The organism is Streptomyces sp. CNS606 (genome assembly GCF_000426325.1).
In genome coordinates this window covers 29,080-46,837 of record NZ_AUFD01000023.1, presented here as the reverse complement: position 1 = coordinate 46,837, position 17,758 = coordinate 29,080, and the positions used below count along the sequence as shown (strand labels likewise).

The window sequence follows — 17,758 nt, the reverse complement described above, 5'->3', positions numbered from 1 at the left end:
GCGTACCGGCCCGCGGCATTCCCCGGCCGCCCGCATAGGCTGCCGTCATGCCGCACGAACGGGACCGGAACGACGGGCAGCAGGACGGCTACCTCACCGTCGCCGCCGAGGGCGTGCACGAGACGGAGGTGAACCGATCGCGGTTCCGCTGCCTGCTGGCCCCGGCCGCCACCGAGGAGCAGGCCCAGGAGGTGATCGCCCGCGTCCGCCGCGAGCACCCGACCGCGAGCCACCACTGCTGGGCGTACGTCATCGGCGCCGACGCGGGCGTGCAGCGCTCCGGCGACGACGGCGAACCCGGCGGCACCGCCGGACTGCCCATGCTGCAGATGCTCACCCGCCGCGAGACCCGCTGCCTCGTCGCCGTCGTCAGCCGCTGGTTCGGCGGCACCAAACTCGGGGCGGGCGGGCTCATCCGCGCCTACGGGGGCGCCGTCGGCGCCGCCCTCGACGCGGTCGGCACCGTGGAGCGGCGCCGCTGCCGCCTCGTCACCGTCACCGTCGGCCACGAACGGGCCGGGCGTCTGGAGAACGACCTCCGCGCCGCCGCCGGCGACGTGGCCGTCCTCGACGTGCGCTACGGCGCGGAGGTCACCCTCGACCTCGCGCTCCCGGCCGCAGCGGTGGAGGACTTCCGTTCCCGGCTCGCCGACGCCACCGCGGGCACCGCCCGCCTCGAACTGGGCGGCGACACCTACGCCGCGGGCGGCACGCCCCCCGTCGCCTCAGGCGGCACGGCCGCCTGACGCCCCGTCGGCTGCGGACGGACCCGCCGGTTCCGGGACGCCGCGGGCCGCCGGTCGCCGGTCGCCGGTCGCCGGTCGCCGGTCGCGAAAGACGATGTCAGTGGCCGCATCTAGAGTCTGTGACCATGCGTCTGCTGCACACCTCGGACTGGCACCTGGGCCGCTCCTTCCACCGCGTCGGGCTGCTCGACGCCCAACGCGACTTCCTCACGCACCTGGTGGCCACCGTCGAGGAGCAGCGGATCGACGCCGTCCTCGTCGCGGGCGACGTCTACGACCGGGCCGTGCCGCCGCTGGCCGCCGTGGAACTCTTCGACGACGCCCTGCACCGGCTCGCCGCCCTCGGTGTCCCCACCGTCATGATCTCCGGCAACCACGACTCGGCCCGGCGCCTCGGCGTCGCCTCCGGCCTCATCCGCAGCGCCGGCGTCCACCTGCGCACCGACCCCGCCGGCTGCGGCACCCCCGTCGTCCTCCACGACGAGCACGGCGACGTCGCCTGCTACGGGCTGCCCTACCTCGAACCGACGCTCACCCAGACCACGCTCGGTGCCGGCCAGCGCAGCCACGAGGCCGTGCTGACCGCCGCGATGGACCGGGTGCGCGCCGACCTCGCCGGCCGCCCCGCCGACACCCGGTCCGTCGTCCTCGCGCACGCCTTCGTCACCGGCGGCCGGCCCTCCGACAGCGAACGCGACATCACCGTCGGCGGCGTCGAGTCCGTGCCCGCCGCCGTCTTCGACGGCGTCGACTACGCCGCACTCGGCCACCTCCACGGCTGCCAGACCCTCACCCCGCGGGTGCGCTACTCCGGTTCGCCCCTGGCCTACTCCTTCTCCGAGAGCGAGCACCGCAAGTCCATGTGGATGATCGACCTCGACGCGGACGGCGAGGTGCACGCCGAGCGCCTCGACTGCCCCGTCCCGCGCCCTCTCGCCCGCCTCCGCGGCACCCTCGACGACCTGCTCACCGCCGAAGCGCACACCCGGTACGAGGACGCCTGGGTGGAGGCCACGCTCACCGACGCCGTCCGCCCCGCCGAACCCATGGCCCGCCTGGCCCGCCGCTTCCCGCACGTCCTCAGCCTCGCCTTCGACCCCGAGGGCGCCCCCGACGACCCGCACACCGGGTACGCGGCCCGCGTCCGCGGACGCAGCGCACAGCAGATCGCCGAGGACTTCGTCCTGCACGTGCGCGGCGGGCGTGCCGCCGACACCCACGAACGCGGCCTGCTCGGCGACGCCCTGGACGCCGTCCGTGCCCGGAGCACCGAGACCGCGGGAAGCGGAGCCGCCCGATGAGACTCCACTCCCTGACCCTCACCGCGTTCGGCCCCTTCGCCGGCACCCACCACGTCGACTTCGACGACCTGTCCGCCGGCGGGCTGTTCCTGCTGCACGGCGCGACCGGCGCCGGCAAGACCTCCGTCCTCGACGCCGTGTGCTACGCCCTGTACGCCGCCGTGCCCGGCGCCCGGCAGCAGCCCGGCGGCGTTCTCCGCAGCCACCACGCCGACGCGCACACCGCGACCTGCGTCGTCCTCGACCTCACGGTGGGAGACCGCCGCCTGGAGATCACCCGCGCCCCCGACCAGCTCCGTCCGAAGAAGACGGGCTCCGGTTTCACCCGAGAGCGCGCCCGGTCCACCCTGCGCGAGCACGACCCCGCCACCGGCGGGTGGAAGGCGCTCAGCCTCTCCCACCAGGAGATCGGCGAGGAGATCACGCAGCTCCTCGGCATGAGCCGTGACCAGTTCTGCCAGGTCGTCCTGCTGCCGCAGGGCGACTTCGCCCGCTTCCTGCGGGCCTCCGCCGAAGAGCGCGCCAAGCTCCTCGGCCGCCTCTTCGACACCGCCGCCTTCGCCGCCGCCGAGGAGGAACTCGCCCGGATGCGCAAGGAGACCGAGCAGGACGTCTCCGAGAGCGACCAGGCCCTCACGGGCTACGCCCACCGCATCCGCCAGGCGGCCGGTGCCGACATCCTCGACGACGTGGCCCAGCCCGACGGAGCCGACGGCGCCGCCGAGCCGGCCCGCGCACGGCGACCGGCCGCGTCCGTACCCGACCCGCGCACCCCCGCCGCGACCGCCGCGTCTGCCTCCGTCCCCGCTTCTGCCTCCGCCCCCGCCGACGGCGGGACCAGCGCACCCGCCACCACCGACGGGCTCCTCGCCTGGGCCGCACAGGCCCGCTGCACCGCCCGCGAACGGCACGAGAGCGCCGTACTCGCCTCCCGCGCCGCCGACGCCCGTCACGAAGCCGCCGCCCGCGAAGCCGAGCAGACCCGTGAACGCGACCGCCGCCGGCGCCGGTACGCCGAAGCCCGCCGGCGCCACACAGATCTCGAGGCCCGCGCGGCCGAACGCCGTGACGCCGCCGCACGCCTCGCCGCCTCCCGCGCCGCCGACACCGTCGCTCCCCTCCTCGCCCACGACGATCGGGCCGCCGCCGACCACGACCGCGCCGCCGCGGCCGAGGCGCGCGCCCGCCACGACCTTCCCGCCGACGTCGCCGACGCCGGCCCGGACCGGCTCACCGACCTCGAACGCGCGACCCGCCGCGACCTCGGCGCCCTGGAAGCGGCCCGCCGCTCCGAGCAGCGCCGCACCGAACTGCACGCCCAACTCGCCACCCTGGAACGTGAAGCCCGCTCCGACGAGGACGGCCTGCGCGAAGCCGCCGCCTGGCTCGCCGACTGGGACGCCACCCGCGCCGCACTCCAGCAGCGCGTCGACGACGCGCAGGAGGCCGCCACCCGAGCCGAACACCTGGACGGCCGCCTCGGGACGGCGCGCCGCCGACTGGAGGCCGCCCACCGGCGTGACCGGCTCGCCGAGGAGGAACCCCTGGCCGGTGCGGCGCTCCTCCGCGCCCGCGAGGAGGCCGCAGACGCCCGCGAGAACTGGCTCGACGTCAGGAACCGCCGGCTCGCCGGCTACGCCGCCGAACTCGCCACCGCCCTGCGCGACGGCGAACCCTGCGCGGTCTGCGGCGCCACCACCCACCCCGACCCGCGCGAGCCCGCCGACGACCACGCGGACCAGCGCGCCGAAGACGCCGCCCTGGACGCCCACCAGCGCGCCGACACCGCCCGCGAGGAAGCGGCCGGCCGGCTGCGCACCCTCCGGGACCACCTCGCCGCCGCCCGCGCCGAAGCCGGTGACGCCACCCGCGCCGCCCTCGAACGGGCCGCGACCGGCCTGGAGGAACAGCACGTTGCGGCACGCACCGCCGCCGGCGGGGCCCACTCCGCCCGCGAGGCCCTGGACAGCGCCGACCGCGAACACGCCCGCCGCCGGTCCGCGGCCCAGGACGCCGAACGTCGCAGCGCCGCCCGCGCCTCCCGCCGTGAAGCGCTCCAGGTCGAGGAGGCAGCCCTCGCCCGTGAGCTGGAGCGCTTCCGGGCCGGGGCCGGCACCTCCCGCACCACCGGCGCCGAGGGAAGCCTCGCCGAGCACGCCGACCTCCTCCAGCGCCGCGCCCGGCTGCTCGCCACCGCGGCCGACGCCGCGCGCACCCGCCTCACCGCGGCCCGCCACCAGGACGACGCAGGCACGCGTCTCGCCGAAGCCCTGCGTGCAGCCGGCTTCCCCACCCGCGAAGCCGCCCGGGACGCCTTCCTCGACGCCGCCACGCAAAGGCGTCTCCAGCGGGACCTCGACGCCTGGCACACCGAGGAGAAGGCCGTCGCCGACGCCCTCTTCGACCCCGAACTCCTGGCGGCGGCCCAAGCACCCCCGGCCGACCCCGTCCGCGCGGAGGCCGTCGCACGCGAAGCCGACGTGGCCCGGCGCCACGCGGACACCGCCCTGGACGCCGCCCGCGCCCGGTGCCGCGAACTCGACGAACTCGGCGCCCGGGCCACCGCTCAGATCCGCCGCACCGCGCCGCTGCGCCGGGTGCACGAACGCGTCGCCGCCCTGGCCCACCTGGCGGCCGGTACCTCCGCGGAGAACCGGCACCGGATGCGCCTGGAGACCTACGTCCTCGCCGCGCGGCTGGAACAGGTCGCCGCTGCGGCCAGCACCCGCCTCGCGCGCATGTCCGCCGGCCGCTACACCCTCGTGCACTCCGACGAACGCGCCTCCGGGCGCGGCCGCTCCGGCCTCGGCCTGCACGTCGTCGACTCCTGGACGGGGGTGCAGCGCGACACCGCCACCCTCTCCGGCGGCGAGACCTTCTTCGCCTCTCTCGCCCTCGCCCTCGGCCTCGCCGACGTCGTCACCGACGAGGCCGGCGGCACCCGCCTCGACACCCTCTTCATCGACGAGGGCTTCGGCAGCCTCGACGAGCAGACTCTCGACGAGGTCCTCGACGTCCTCGACGCACTCCGCGAACGCGACCGCTGCGTCGGCATCGTCAGCCACGTCGCCGACCTGCGCACCCGCATCCCGGTCCAGCTGGAGGTGCTCAAGACCCGCACCGGTTCCACCGTGCGCCACCGCGCCGCCCCGCTCACCTCCTGAGCGGTGGCGGCGGCCCGGCGCGCGCAGCGCGGAAACCCGGCGCGCGCAGCGCGGAGGAAGGCCGTGCGCGCCGGGCGGCTCAGAGCGCCGACAGCTCCGCCACCAGGTCGTCCAGCCCCAGCGACCCCTGCGACAGGGCCGCCATGTGCCAGCGCTTGGCGTCGAACGCGTCGCCGTGCGCCGCCCGTGCCGCGTCCCGGCCCTTCAACCAGGCACGTTCGCCCAGCTTGTAGCCGATCGCCTGCCCCGGCATCCCCAGGTAGCGCACCAGTTCGCTCTCCACGAAGTCCGCCGGACGCCCGCAGTGCATGCCGTAGAACTCCTGCGCCAGCTCCGGTGTCCACCGCTCGCCCGGACGGAACGGCGAGTCCGCCGGAATCTCCAGTTCCAGGTGCATGCCGATGTCCACGATCACCCGCAGCGCCCGCATCATCTGCGCGTCCAGGTAGCCCAGCCGCCGCTCCGCGTTCCGCAGGAACCCCAGCTCGTCCATCAGCCGCTCCGCGTACAGCGCCCACCCCTCCGCGTTGGCGCTGACCATCCCCACCGTCGTCTGGTAGCGGGACAGTTCACCGGCGACATGCGTCCACTGCGCCAGCTGGAGATGGTGGCCCGGCACACCTTCGTGGTACCAGGTGGACACCAGGTCGTAGACCGGGAACCGGGTCTCGCCCAGCGTCGGCAGCCAGGTGCGGCCCGGGCGGGAGAAGTCCAGCGACGGCTGTGTGTAGTACGGCGCCGCGGCACTGCCCGGCGGTGCGATCCGCGACTCCACCCGCTTGACCCGCTCGGCCAGGTCGAAGTGGGTGCCGTCCAGCGACTCGATGGCCTCGTCCATCAGCGCCTGCAGCCAGTCCCGGACCTCCTCGACCCCCTCGACGGCCTCGCCCGCGGTGTCCAGATGGCGCAGCGCCTCCCACGGCGTGGCCGCACCGGGCAGCACCTTCTCCGCCTCGGCACGCATCTGAGCCAGCAGCCGGTGGAACTCCGCCCAGCCGTACGCGTAGGCCTCGTCCAGATCCAGGTCCGTGCCGTTCCAGTACCGGGACCACCGGGCGTACCGCTCCCGGCCCACCGTCTCCGGAGCGCCCTCGACGGCCGGCCCGTACACCTTCCCCAGCCACGTGCGCAGCTCCCGCACCGCCCCCGTGGCCTCGCCGGCCGCGGCGGCCAGCTCCTCGCCGAGCCGCTCCGGGCCCTCACCGGCGAACGAGACGAACCAGCTCTCCCCGCCGCCCTCCCCGTCGTCGCCGGTCCACTCGGCCAACTGCCCCACGACCGTGGCGACCTGCCGCGGACCCGCCGCCAGACCCCGGTCCAGCCCCTGCGCCAGCGACGCCCGGTAGCCCTCCAGCGCGGCCGGGACCGCCCGCAGCCGCCGTGCGACCGCCGCCCAGTCCTCCTCGGTCTCCGACGGCATCACCGTCAGCACGCCGCGCACCGCATGCACCGGCGAGTGCAGGTTGCTGACCGCCCGCAGGCCCTCGCCCGCCTCGTGCACGGCCAGTTCGGCGGTCAGCCGCTCCCGCAGCAACCGGGCGCACCGCCGCTCCGCGTCGCTGCCGGCACCCGGGCGCTGCTCGGCCTCGGTCAGCCGCGCGAGCGTGTCACGGCCCAGCCGGGCCAGTTCCTCCTGCCCGTGCGGGGAGAAGTCGGGAAGTCTGCTGTGGCTCTCGGGCACCCCCAGGTACGTTCCGGTGATCGGGTCGAGCGCGACGAGGGCGTCGACGTAGGCGTCCGCGACCTGGCGGGGGAGCGGCCCCTCGGCGGACTCGGTGGACTGCGCGGCAGTGGTTGCATCGGACATGCGGTCCATCCTCGTACGCGAGCGAGCCCCACGTCACGCCCATCGGCCGCCCCCGTTCGTGATCGGGTGAGCCGCGGTCAGGCGGGCGGGAGCAGCGGACCGCACGCCCATTGCTGGAAGATGAGCCGGGTCTCCACCCGCGCCACCTCCCGCCGGGAGGTGAACTCGTCGATCACCAGCCGTTGCAGGTCGGCCGTCCCGGTGACCGCGACGTGCACCAGGTAGTCGTCCGGGCCGGTCAGGTGGAACAGCGCCCGCGATTCCGGCAGCGCGCGGATGCGGTCGACGAACGGCCCGATCAGCTCCCGGCGGTGCGGCCGTACCTGCACCAGCAGCAGCGCCTCCAGCGACCGCCCCAGCCGTGCCGGGTCCAGCCGCAACTCGTGCCCGAGGATGACCCCGCTGCGCCGCAGCCGGCCCACCCGGTCCAGACACGTCGACGGCGCGATGCCGACCGCGGCGGCGAGGTCCCGGTTGGTGGTCCGGGCGTCGTTCTGCAACAGGCGCAGAATCTCCAGATCCACCGGATCCAGAGCGACGGATTCGGTCATGCTCCGAACGTAACACGGCGGTATTCCGCTACTTCCCGGTCGCTATTCAGTATCGGAGCATGGAGACGACCACTGCGGCCACCCGATCGCTGGCCACCGAAGCCGTGCACGCCGGACGCGAGGACCTCGCCGCCCTCGGCCTGCACGCGGCGCCCCTGGACCTTTCCACCACCTACCCGTCGCACGACAGTCGCGCCGAGGCCGCCCGCATCGACGAGTTCGCCGCCACCGGTGCGCGCCCGGACGGGCCGCCGGTCTACTCCCGCCTCGACAATCCCACCGTGGCGCGTTTCGAGGACGCCCTCGCCCGTCTCGAGGGCACCGAGGCGGCCGTGGCGTTCGCCAGCGGCATGGCCGCCCTCACCGCCACCCTGCTGGTACGCGCCTCGGCCGGACTCCGCCACGTCGTCGCCGTACGCCCGCTGTACGGCTGCAGCGACCACCTGCTGACCAGCGGCCTGCTCGGCACCGAGGTCACCTGGGTCGACCCGGGTGAGATCGCCGAGGCGATCCGCCCGGACACCGGCCTGGTCATGGTCGAGAGCCCCGCCAACCCCACCCTGGCCGAGCAGGACCTCGCCGCCGTGGCCCAGGCCGCCGGCTCGGTGCCGCTGCTGGTGGACAACACCTTCGCCACGCCCGTGCTGCAGCGGCCGTGCGAGAGCGGTGCACGGCTGGTGCTGCACAGCGCCACCAAGTACCTCGGCGGACACGGCGACGTGCTCGGCGGCGTCATCGCGTGCGACGAGGAGACCGCCCGGCAGCTCCGCCAGATCCGCTTCGCCACCGGCGGCGTGCTGCACCCGCTGGCCGGATACCTGCTGCTGCGCGGCCTCTCCACGCTGCCCGTCCGGGTGCGTGCCCAGTCCGCGACCGCCGCCGAACTCGTTCGCCGGCTGGCCGAGGACCCCCGCGTGACCCGCGTCCACTACCCGAGGATCGGCGGCGCCATGGTCGCCTTCGAGGTGGCCGGCGACCCGCACGAGGTCATCTCCGGGGTGCGGCTCATCACTCCCGCGGTCAGCCTCGGCAGCGTCGACACGCTCATCCAGCACCCCGGCTCGATCAGCCACCGCATCGTCCCCGAGGACGACCGGCGCAGCGGCGGGATCGACGAGAAGCTGCTGCGCATGTCGGTCGGCCTGGAGGACGTCGAGGACCTGTGGCACGACCTCGACGCGGCGCTCAGCGGAGCCGGCAGTGCCGTCCCCGCCCCGGCGGACCGGCAGGCCGTGCCGTCTCACTCGGCGCCGGAACCCGCGATGCCGTGACGACGACGGCGTCCTCCTCGTGACGGAACTCCAGCGGCAGCCCCAGCGTGCGCAGCACCGCCGCCGCGCCGGTGGCCGGTCGCGTCGCGACGGTGTAGACCCGGTCGAGCCCACGCCGACCGGCCGTTCTCACCAGCCGCCGCAGCAGCCCGGCCCCGACGCCCCGCCGCTGCCAGGAGTCCGCCACGAGGAGGGCGGTCTCCGCCTCGTCCGCACCGTCCCACAGCAGGTGCCCCAGGCCGACGACTGTGCCGTCGGGCCGGAACGCGCCCAGGGTGTGCCCCATGTGCGGAGCGAGCAGGTGCGACAGCAGCACGTCGGCCTCCCCGCGCAGCCGCGCGCCGGACGCCGCGCCCGGCGTCCGGTAGCGGGCCCGCAGCACGGCGTCGGAGCAGAGTGCGTGCAGCGCCGTCACGGCGTCCGCGTCGCGGACGTCCACCGGCCCCACCGTGAGCGTGCCGCCGCCGCGCGGCAGCAGCACGTCCCGCGGGGCGTGCCCGGCGGGCCGTCCGCGCCGCCGGCTGCCGGGGCGGTTGCCCGCAGTCGTCGTCTCGTCCACCCGGCCACGTTCGCCCGGTCGTGTTGCCGCGTCCTCACCGTGGCGTGACGACGGGGTGAACTCCGCCCCGCCCGGGGCCGGTCGGGCGCCTCGCCGCTCCGGCGGGACGTTTCGGGCAGCCCGCTCAGCCCCCGGCACGTCCGCCCTCCCGCACCAGTCGCCGCAGCACGGTCCCGCACCGGTCGGCGTACCGGCGCTGGAACACCGGCACCAGCCCGCCCGCGGCGCGCGTCCACCAGGCAGCGGGCCGGCTGAACGCCAGCACCGTCAGCCAGACCGTGCCCGAGCCGTCGCGGGTGACGACGAACGCCTCCTCCCCGCACTGCGGGTGCCCGGCCAGCGTGCCGTACGCCCAGCCCGCGCGCCGCCGTTCGTCGAGCGTCCACACCACCCGGCACGGCGCGTACAGCCGCAACGGTCCGATGCCCAGCCCCACGCGCACTCGCGCGCCCTCGACGGCCGACTCGGCGTCGGCGTCGATGCGCACTCCCATCGCCCGGTGCATCCGCCACCCGGACACCGCGCCCGCGGCCCTCCGGAAGTCGGCGTCGCCCTCACCGATCCGCGTCCGCACCCACAGCCGGGAGAAGCCCTCCGGCTGCCGGTCCGTCGCGGTCGCCCCCACGTCCGCGTAAGTGAAGTCCCCATCCACGGCGCCAGTATGGCGCGGGCCGCGCGTCCGTGCGGAGCCCGGCCCCCGAAAGGCGCGCCGCACGGACGCGCCCGGCCCCCGGCCGGTGGCGTGGCGTTCACGTCGTGGCGCGCGCCACCGTGTCCAGGACGACCCGCGTCACCCTTGCGGGGTCGTCGTTCATCGGCACGTGCCCGCAGCCGTTCAGCCGGACCAGCCGGGCTCCGGGGATCGTCTTCTTGGCGCGCACCCCCTGACGGGGCGGCAGCAGCCGGTCCCGGTCGCCCCAGGCGAGGGTCACCGGGACGTCCGTGAGGTCGCTGGTGAAGCGGACGTCGTCGCGCCGCCCCGCGGCCAGGGTCGGGGCGAAGCCGGCCGCGTCCCGCAACGCCTGCGTCTCGGCCACCACCGCTTCCGGAGAACGCCGCCCCGGCCGGGCGTAGATGGTGCTGGTCAGCGCCGCGCGCCCGGCCGCGGTGCGGGCCAGCCGGCGCACCGCGCCGTCCGGAAGGGCCGCGGCGCCCGCCCGCATGCCGCGCAGCACCCCGAACGCGTACCGTCGCTCCGGCTCGGTCCAGAACCCGGCGGGGGAGAGGGCCGTGACCGAGCGGGCGTGCCCGTGCCGCCCGAGCTCCAGCGCCAGGAGGCCGCCGAGGGAGTTGCCCACCACGTGCGGCCGCTCGATGCCCAGCGCTTCCAGGGTGCGGGCCAGCAGCGGCACCACCGTGCCCAGGTCGTAGTCGTAGGGCGGAGGCAGCGCGGGCGAGGCGCCGAAGCCCGGCAGGTCCACGGCCACCACCTCGTGCGAGGCGGCCAGTGCGGAGAGCACCGGTTCCCATGCCTGCCAGTGGTGCCCGATGCCGTGCAGGAGCAGCACAGGAGCACCGCTGCCCCGCCGTTCGTGGACCACCTCGAACTCCGGGCCGCCGGGCGGGCGCACCCGCACGGAGCTGTCGGAGACGGGCACGGCTGCGTGGACGGGGGCGACGGTCACGGCGGACTCCCTGCGCGCTGGTCGGAGTTGTCGGAGAGACGGTCCTAGACACCATGTCAGCAAGGGGTGGAGGAGGGAAGGGCGAAACCCGCCGCGAGCCGCCCACCCGGCGACGTCGTCCCCCGCCCGGATGCCATCATGGAGCCGTGGCAGCCGAGAACTCCACCACCGCCCCGGCCCGGGAATTCCAGCAGCACCGCGACGTGCTCCTCGCCGTCGCCTACCGCATGCTGGGCCGCGTCGCGGACGCCGAGGACGTCGTCCAGGAGGCATGGCTGCGCTGGTCCGCCGCCGACACCACCGCCGTACGCGACGCCCGCGGCTACCTGGTCAGGACCGCCACCCGCCTCGCCATCGACCGGCTCCGCCAGGTCCAGGCGCGCAAGGAGACCTACGTCGGCCCCTGGCTGCCCGAGCCGTTCCCCACCGACCTCGCCGCCGCCCCGGTGCCCGACGGCGCCGACCGGGTGGTGCTGGCCGAGTCGGTCTCCTTCGCCCTCCTGGTGGTGCTGGAGTCGCTCTCCCCGCTGGAACGCGCGGTATTCGTACTCCGCGAGGCCTTCGGCTACCCGTACACCGAGATCGCCGCCATCCTGGAGCGTGCCGAACCGGCAGTGCGGCAGCTGGCCGGACGGGCACGCCGGCACGTCGCCGAGCGCCGGCCGCGGTTCGAGGTCGACCCGGCGCAGCAACGCGACCTGACCGAACGCTTCCTGGCCGCCGCGACCGCCGGCGATCTCGAAGGGCTGCTGGCCGTCCTCGCCCCCGACGCCCGGCTGGTCGGCGACGCCGGCGGCAAGGCCAAGGCGCCGCGCCGCGTCATCGAGTCGGCCCGCAAGGTCGCCCGCTTCCTCGCGGCCATCGGCCCCACCGAGATCCCCGACGTGCGGTGGACCTTCCTCGAGCTCAACGCCGCCCCCGCGGTCCTGGTCACCAGCGGCGGGCGCCCGCACACCGTCATGTCCGTGGACGTCGCCGACGGTCGCATCCGCACCCTGTACCTGATGGCCAATCCGGACAAGGTCGCCCACCTGGCCCCGTGACCGCGCCGCCGTCCGCGGTCCGGAGTCTCACAGCCCGCCGGACACCCGCAGCACGGCGCCGGAGGTGAACGACGCCTCGTCCGACAGCAGCCAGGCGATCGCGTCCGCGATCTCGCGCGGCTCGCCCGGCCGCCGCAGCGGCGTGACCTCGGCCTTCCGCCACGCGCGGTCCGGGTCGCCCATCGCCGCGTGCATGTCGGTGAGGACCGACCCGGGCTGCACCGAGTTCACCCGCACGCCCTCCGGCCCGTACTCCTTCGCCAGCCCCACCGTCATCGCGTCGACAGCCGCCTTCGTCGCCGCGTAGTGCACGTACTCGCCCGGGCTGCCCAGCGTCGCCGCGCACGAGGAGACGGCGACGATCGCGCCGCCCGCCCCGCCGTGCGCGGTCGACATCTCGCGCAGCGCGCGGCGCGCACACAGCAGCGTGCCCAGGACGTTCACCTCGGTCACCCGGCGCATCACGGACGCCGGTGTCTCGGTGAAGCGGCCCAGCGGACCGGTGACGCCCGCGTTGCACACCGCTCCCGTCACCCGGCCCAGGCGCTCGCGCACCTCGGTGAACAACGCGTCCACCTGGTCCTCGTCGCTGACGTCCAGACGGAAGGTCACCGCTCGTCCGCCCGCGTCCCGCACCGCTGCGGCGGTCCGCTGCGCCGCCTCCGCGTCGCGTTCGTAGCCGATGCCCACGTCGTGCCCGGCCCGCGACAGCCGCAGCGCGGTCGCCGCACCGATGCCCCGCCCGCCCCCGGTGACCACCGTCACCGGCCGGGTGGCGTCCTCCGTCCGCGTCACTCCCGTCACCCCGCCCTTCTTCTCCGGCACCCGATCGGCACCCCGGTCGGCGCCCGATCGATGATCGAGCATCCCACCGGCGCCCGGCCGTGGACAACACGGGCGCGACCGCTCGCCGTCGATTGGTCTTGACCAGCGCACCGCGCCGTCCTATGGTCGGGCTTACGCAACAACCTTTCATAAAGGACCACGCGTAAAGAACCCGACTGCCGCCCCCGCGCGGCGACATGCGGAGGCAAGGGTGGGGACGACACAGCTCGAACAGGTTCCGGAGCCGAAGTACTGGCACCTGAAGACCGTCCTGACCGACGCGCTCGACTCCGAGTTCTCCGTCGGCGAGATCCTGCCCAACGAACGGGAACTGGCCGCCCGGTTCGGAGTCGCCCGCGCCACCCTCCGGCAGGCCCTCGAACAGCTCGAACTCGAAGGACGGCTGCAGCGCCGCCGCGGCGTCGGCACCACCGTGGCGCCCCCGCGCGTCGGCGTCGACGTCGGTCCCGAGCCCCACCGCTGGCCGGGCCTGCCCGGCGAGGCGTGGCAGACCGACGGCGTCGAGCCGGCCGCGCCGCCCGCTCCCGTGGCCCGGCTGCTGGCCACCACTCCCGGCACGCCGGTGCACGCGGTGCGCCGCACCCGCATCAGCCACGGACAGCCGGTCGCCACCGAACTCCTCTACCTCCCCGCCGCCTCGCTGCCGGGCGCGCCCGACCTCACCCACGGCGACGCCGACGCCGCCCACGGACTGCTGCGGCTGCTCCACGCCAACGCGCTGGAGGGCCAGGACCGCGCGGTCGAACTGGGCTCCGCCCGTGCGGAGGACGCCCGTCAGCTCGACCGGCTGCCCGGCGCGCCCGTCCTCGTCGTCACCACCCGCTACTTCTCCGCCGGCCGCACCGCCGCCGTCGCCGTGGCCACCTACCGCGCCGACACCTGCAAGCTCACCTTCGCCGAGACCGGCCCGCTGCCCCTGGCGGGCTGACCGGACCCCGCGACGCGCGGGGCACCGCGGGAACGGCGAGTGACTCGCCGCCGCCGAGCGGCGAGGCGCCCTCGCGCTCGCGTTCCGTCTCAGCCGCCGACCGCCGTGCCCTCGACCGCGAACAGCCGCTCCTCCAGATGGTCCACCGCCAGCCGCAGCGCGCCGGTCGCGACCGCCGCCTCGCCCAGCTCCGACAGCGCCACCCGGGGCGGCCGCAGGCAGTACCGCTCCAGCTCCTGACGCAACGGGTCCAGCACCCCGTCCAGCCCCGAGGCCCAGCCGCCCACGACCACCAGCTCCGGGTCCAGGGCCAGGACCAGCGCCGCCACGTCGTGCACCAGCCGCCGGATGAACCTTCCGACCGCCTCCGTCGCCCGGGGGTCGCCCTCCCGGGCGAGCTCGAAGACCCGGGCGACCGCCTCCTCGTCCAGCGGGTGCAGCGGCTCGCCCGTCGTGGACAGCAGACGCTCCGGGGTGGCCTCCCTGCCCAGCAGGTGCAGCGCTCCGATCTCTCCCGCCGCGCCGCCGAACCCCCGGTGCAGCCGCCCGCCGATCAGCGACCCGGCGCCGGGGCTCAGACCCGCCAGGACGAACACCACGTCCTCCGAGCCGGCCGCCGCGCCCTTCCAGTGCTCGGCGAGCGCCGCCGCGTTCGCGTCGTTCTCCACCAGCACCGGGCAGCGGAAGGAGCGCCGCAGCCGGTCGCCCAGGGGGAGGCCGGTCCATCCCGGCAGCGCCGTGCCCAGCCGTACCCGGCCGTCCGCCTCCACGATGCCGGGGCTCCCCACGCCGACCGCGCGCAGCGAGGTGCGGGCCACCCCCGCCCGGCGCAGCAGATCCGCGACCAGCGTGCGGACGTGCTCCAGCCGCCGGCCGGCCTCGGCGTCCTCCGCGACCGGCCGTGCCATCGTCGAGGTGGTGCGCCCCGTCAGGTCCGCCAGCACCGCGGCGACGCGGTGCGGTCCGATCTCCACGCCCAGCAGGTGCCCCGCCTCGGAGCAGAACCGGAACCGGCGTGCGGGCCGTCCGCGGCGGGCGTCGCCGCCGCCCTGAGTGTCCTCGGCGACCAGTCCGGCGTCCGCCAGGCCCTCCACCACACCTTCGACGGTGGGGCGCGACAGGCCCGTCGCGTGGGCGAGGTCGGTCAGCGTCAGCGTCGGCGGTTCGTCCGTCCCGCGCAGAGCCCGCAGCACGACGGCGGAGTTGATCCGACGCAGCAGCGACGGGTCGCCGCCGGTGAGCCTCCCCACGTCCGCCTCCCTGGTCGTGCGCGTGCAGCGGATCGTATCCGCTCCGCCGCGGCCCTGCGAGCAGCGCCGCCCTCGGGAAACGGACCCGTGGCGGGCGGCGCGGACGTCCCCTCGGCCGGGCCGGGGGCGGCTTCCCGGCCGCTCCCGTTCGGGCGTCGCGGAACGCCCGTGCCTGAACCGTCGTCAACCGCCCCCGGAGGACGGTTTACTGGTCCCATGATCCTCGCCGACCACGCCGCCGCCGTCGAGAGCCTCCTGGCGGTGCCCGGACCGCGCACCGCCGACCTCGCCGTCGGCGCGGACCCGTCCGGGGACGACCCGAGCGCCGTCCTGGAGGCGGAGGAGGCATTCGGCACCGACTGCGAGGCGCTGGTGGAGCTGCTCACCCACCGCTGGGGCGAGCCCGAGGTGCTCGACCTCACCGACGACCTGGTGCGGCTGGCCTCGGGGGAGCCGGTCCCCGAACCCCGGCGCACCCTCTGTGCCTCCGTCCGCGTCCTGCGCCGCTGGCAGGTCGGCGACCGCTGGCTGGGTGTCGGCGTGGGCCGGCAGGGCGACGACCTGCCCTTTCACCTGGTCGCCGCGGTCGGCGACACCGACTGACACCGACCGGCAGCGGCTGACACCGACCGGCAGCGGCTGACGCCGCACGCGGCTCAGCCGTCCGCCCGGTCCGCCTCCGAGGCGGCACGCAGCCGCCCGAACTCCTCCGCCATCGCGGCCGGTTGCCAGTGCGCGTTGAGGCCGCTGGGGTTGGGCAGGACCCACATGCGCGTGCCGCCCATGGTCCGCTCCTGCGGGCCCACGCCGGCCCGCCGTTCGCCGAACGCCGCCCGGTACGCGGTCACCCCCACCACCGCCAGCCACGCCGGACGCCACCGCGCGACCCTGCGTTCCAGCGCGCGCCCGCCGGCCTCGTACTCCTCGCGGGTCAGCTCGTCCGCACGGGCACTGGCCCGGGCGACCACGTTGGTGATGCCCAGGCCGTGCTCCAGCAGCTCGCGCTCCTCGTGCGGCGCCAACTGCCGCGGCGTGAAGCCGGACCGATGCAGAACCGGCCAGAACCGGTTGCCCGGCCGCGCGAAGTGGTGGCCGGTCGCCGCCGACCAGAGCCCGGGGTTGATGCCGCAGAACAGCACTCGCAAGCCCTCCGCGACCACGTCCGGCACCAGGCGGTCGCGCGCGGCCTCCAGGTCGGCGGGGGAGGGGCGGAACGGCGGCGGGGGCGGGCTGCTCAGAGGATCGACCCCGGCGTGTACCCGGCCGCCTCCGGGTGGCGCTTGACGATCTCCTCGATCCTCGCCGCCACGGCGGCCGTCTGCTCGCCCGCCGCGCCGGTGAACGACAGCCGGTCGGCCATCAGCGCGTCCAGCGCCGCACGGTCCAGCGGGATGCGGTCGTCGGCGGCGAGCCGGTCCAGCAGCTCGTTGCGCTCCGCGCCCTGACGCATCGCCAGCGCCGAGGCCACCGCGTGCTCCTTGATCGCCTCGTGCGCGGTCTCCCGTCCCACACCGGCCCGCACGGCGCCCATCAGCACCTTCGTCGTCGCCAGGAAGGGCAGGTAGCGGTCCAGCTCGCGGGCGAGGACGGCCGGGAACGCGCCGAACTCGTCCAGCACCGTCAGGAAAGTCTCCAGCAATCCGTCGAACGCGAAGAACGCGTCCGGCAACGCCACCCGGCGCACCACGGAGCACGACACGTCGCCCTCGTTCCACTGGTCGCCAGCCAGCTCGCCGGCCATCGACGCGTACCCGCGCAGGATCACCGCGAGGCCGTTGACCCGCTCGCAGGAACGCGTGTTCATCTTGTGCGGCATCGCCGACGAGCCGACCTGGCCCTCCTTGAAGCCCTCGGTGACCAGCTCCTGGCCTGCCATCAGCCGGATCGTCTTCGCCAGTGACGACGGCGCCGCCGCGAGCTGCACCAGTGCCGTCACCACGTCGTAGTCCAGCGACCGCGGGTAGACCTGCCCGACGGAGGTGAAGGCGCGCGCGAAACCGAGGTGCCCGGCGACGCGACGCTCCAGCTCGGCCAGCTTCCCCGCATCGCCGCCCAGCAGGTCCAGCATGTCCTGCGCGGTACCCACCGGGCCCTTCACCCCCCGCAGCGGGTACCGGCCGAGCAGGTCCTCCAGCCGCTCGTACGCGGCCAGCAGCTCGTCCGCCGCGGTCGCGAACCTCTTGCCCAGCGTCGTCGCCTGCGCGGCCACGTTGTGCGAGCGGCCGGCCAGCACCAGCTCCGCGTGCTCGCCCGCCAGCCTCCCCAGCCGCGCCAGCAGCGCCACCGCGCGGTCCCGCACGTGCTCCAGCGAAAGCCGCACCTGCAGCTGCTCGACGTTCTCCGTCAGGTCCCGGGACGTCATGCCCTTGTGGACCTGCTCGTGCCCGGCGAGCGCGTTGAACTCCTCGATGCGGGCCTTCACGTCGTGCCGGGTGACGCGCTCCCGCGCGGCGACGGACTCCAGGTCCACCTCCTCCAGCACCCGCTCGTAGTCCTCGACGGCCCCGTCCGGGACCTCCACACCCAGGTCCCGCTGGGCGCGGAGCACGGCGAGCCACAGCCGCCGCTCCAGCGTGACCTTGTACTCGGGGGACCACAGGACGGCCAGCTCCGTCGAGGCGTAGCGGCCGGCCAGAACGTTCGGGATGCGGGGCTTTTCACTCACAC

At 75.5% G+C, this 17,758-nt stretch carries 16 protein-coding genes; 7 read left to right on the top strand and 9 right to left on the bottom strand.

The window, feature by feature from the left end:
• Nucleotides 1-47: 47 nt before the first annotated feature.
• The 3 genes from K304_RS29475 to K304_RS0116995 all read left to right on the top strand — a co-directional run bounded on the left by K304_RS29475 (nucleotide 48) and on the right by K304_RS0116995 (nucleotide 5,211).
• The gene (locus tag K304_RS29475) at nucleotides 48-746 is read left to right on the top strand and encodes an IMPACT family protein (protein ID WP_051308541.1); all 699 of its coding nucleotides are present in this window, start codon (nucleotides 48-50) and stop codon (nucleotides 744-746) included.
• 125 nt (nucleotides 747-871) lie between these two features.
• Nucleotides 872-2,047, top strand: coding sequence for an exonuclease SbcCD subunit D (locus K304_RS0117000; protein ID WP_027764747.1), 1,176 nt, complete (start codon nucleotides 872-874; stop codon nucleotides 2,045-2,047).
• Nucleotides 2,044-5,211, top strand: a complete 3,168-nt coding sequence (locus K304_RS0116995; protein WP_027764746.1) for an AAA family ATPase — start codon at nucleotides 2,044-2,046, stop codon at nucleotides 5,209-5,211. Before K304_RS0117000 ends, K304_RS0116995 begins: the two co-directional genes overlap by 4 nt.
• 79 nt (nucleotides 5,212-5,290) lie before the next feature.
• Here the strand turns inward: K304_RS0116995 and K304_RS0116990 are convergent, their stop codons facing one another.
• Together K304_RS0116990 and K304_RS0116985 are read right to left on the bottom strand one after the other, a co-directional pair.
• The gene (locus K304_RS0116990) at nucleotides 5,291-7,018 is read right to left on the bottom strand and encodes a DUF885 domain-containing protein (protein ID WP_027764745.1); all 1,728 of its coding nucleotides are present in this window, start codon (nucleotides 7,016-7,018) and stop codon (nucleotides 5,291-5,293) included.
• Between the two features lie 77 nt (nucleotides 7,019-7,095).
• The gene (locus K304_RS0116985; RefSeq protein WP_027764744.1) at nucleotides 7,096-7,569 is read right to left on the bottom strand and encodes an Lrp/AsnC family transcriptional regulator; all 474 of its coding nucleotides are present in this window, start codon (nucleotides 7,567-7,569) and stop codon (nucleotides 7,096-7,098) included.
• A 59-nt stretch (nucleotides 7,570-7,628) separates the two neighbouring features.
• On the opposite strand from K304_RS0116985, the gene K304_RS0116980 reads away from it, so the two are divergent.
• Nucleotides 7,629-8,840 (top strand): PLP-dependent transferase, encoded by a 1,212-nt coding sequence (locus K304_RS0116980; RefSeq protein ID WP_027764743.1) that lies wholly within the window; start codon nucleotides 7,629-7,631, stop codon nucleotides 8,838-8,840.
• Here the strand turns inward: K304_RS0116980 and K304_RS29470 are convergent.
• From K304_RS29470 to K304_RS0116965, 3 genes are all read right to left on the bottom strand, one after another.
• On the bottom strand, nucleotides 8,755-9,399 hold the full coding sequence (locus K304_RS29470; protein WP_051308540.1) for a GNAT family N-acetyltransferase: 645 nt from the start codon (nucleotides 9,397-9,399) through the stop codon (nucleotides 8,755-8,757). The two genes, K304_RS0116980 and K304_RS29470, sit on opposite strands and share 86 nt — an antisense overlap.
• Nucleotides 9,400-9,523: 124 nt before the next feature.
• On the bottom strand, nucleotides 9,524-10,051 hold the full coding sequence (locus K304_RS0116970) for a DUF1990 domain-containing protein (RefSeq protein ID WP_027764742.1): 528 nt from the start codon (nucleotides 10,049-10,051) through the stop codon (nucleotides 9,524-9,526).
• Nucleotides 10,052-10,148: 97 nt separating this feature from the next.
• Nucleotides 10,149-11,024, bottom strand: a complete 876-nt coding sequence (locus K304_RS0116965) for an alpha/beta fold hydrolase (RefSeq protein WP_199779631.1) — start codon at nucleotides 11,022-11,024, stop codon at nucleotides 10,149-10,151.
• A gap of 146 nt (nucleotides 11,025-11,170) precedes the next feature.
• On the opposite strand from K304_RS0116965, the gene K304_RS0116960 reads away from it, so the two are divergent.
• Nucleotides 11,171-12,067, top strand: a complete 897-nt coding sequence (locus tag K304_RS0116960; protein WP_027764740.1) for an RNA polymerase sigma-70 factor — start codon at nucleotides 11,171-11,173, stop codon at nucleotides 12,065-12,067.
• Between the two features lie 27 nt (nucleotides 12,068-12,094).
• Here the strand turns inward: K304_RS0116960 and K304_RS0116955 are convergent, their stop codons facing one another.
• A complete protein-coding gene (locus K304_RS0116955; RefSeq protein ID WP_486591699.1) occupies nucleotides 12,095-12,871 on the bottom strand; it encodes an SDR family oxidoreductase in 777 nt (258 codons plus the stop codon).
• A 232-nt stretch (nucleotides 12,872-13,103) separates the two neighbouring features.
• Here K304_RS0116955 and K304_RS0116950 point away from each other — a divergent pair, with 232 nt between their 5' ends.
• Entirely contained in the window at nucleotides 13,104-13,841 is a 738-nt protein-coding gene (locus tag K304_RS0116950; RefSeq protein ID WP_027764738.1) for a GntR family transcriptional regulator, read from the top strand.
• A gap of 89 nt (nucleotides 13,842-13,930) precedes the next feature.
• Here K304_RS0116950 and K304_RS0116945 read toward each other — a convergent pair whose 3' ends face one another.
• Nucleotides 13,931-15,091 carry an ROK family transcriptional regulator gene (locus tag K304_RS0116945; protein ID WP_027764737.1) on the bottom strand — a complete coding sequence of 387 codons (1,161 nt, stop codon included), beginning with the start codon at nucleotides 15,089-15,091 and terminating at the stop codon, nucleotides 13,931-13,933.
• A gap of 216 nt (nucleotides 15,092-15,307) precedes the next feature.
• Here K304_RS0116945 and K304_RS0116940 point away from each other — a divergent pair, with 216 nt between their 5' ends.
• A complete protein-coding gene (locus K304_RS0116940) occupies nucleotides 15,308-15,694 on the top strand; it encodes a hypothetical protein (RefSeq protein ID WP_027764736.1) in 387 nt (128 codons plus the stop codon).
• 53 nt (nucleotides 15,695-15,747) lie between these two features.
• On the opposite strand, the gene mug is transcribed toward K304_RS0116940, so the two are convergent.
• Both mug and purB read right to left on the bottom strand, forming a co-directional pair.
• Complete coding sequence (gene mug, locus K304_RS0116935) at nucleotides 15,748-16,329, bottom strand: G/U mismatch-specific DNA glycosylase (protein ID WP_078529255.1); 582 nt, start codon at nucleotides 16,327-16,329, stop codon at nucleotides 15,748-15,750.
• Complete coding sequence (gene purB, locus K304_RS0116930; protein ID WP_027764734.1) at nucleotides 16,326-17,756, bottom strand: adenylosuccinate lyase; 1,431 nt, start codon at nucleotides 17,754-17,756, stop codon at nucleotides 16,326-16,328. The genes mug and purB overlap by 4 nt, the downstream gene beginning before the upstream one ends.
• Nucleotides 17,757-17,758 lie beyond the last annotated feature (2 nt).

Coding starts and splice junctions, on each gene's coding strand:
- K304_RS29475 (WP_051308541.1), top strand. CDS start 48: ATGCCGCACGAACGGGACCGGAACGACGGGCAGCAGGACGGCTACCTC.
- K304_RS0117000 (WP_027764747.1), top strand. CDS start 872: ATGCGTCTGCTGCACACCTCGGACTGGCACCTGGGCCGCTCCTTCCAC.
- K304_RS0116995 (WP_027764746.1), top strand. CDS start 2,044: ATGAGACTCCACTCCCTGACCCTCACCGCGTTCGGCCCCTTCGCCGGC.
- K304_RS0116990 (WP_027764745.1), bottom strand. CDS start 7,018: ATGTCCGATGCAACCACTGCCGCGCAGTCCACCGAGTCCGCCGAGGGG.
- K304_RS0116985 (WP_027764744.1), bottom strand. CDS start 7,569: ATGACCGAATCCGTCGCTCTGGATCCGGTGGATCTGGAGATTCTGCGC.
- K304_RS0116980 (WP_027764743.1), top strand. CDS start 7,629: ATGGAGACGACCACTGCGGCCACCCGATCGCTGGCCACCGAAGCCGTG.
- K304_RS0116940 (WP_027764736.1), top strand. CDS start 15,308: ATGATCCTCGCCGACCACGCCGCCGCCGTCGAGAGCCTCCTGGCGGTG.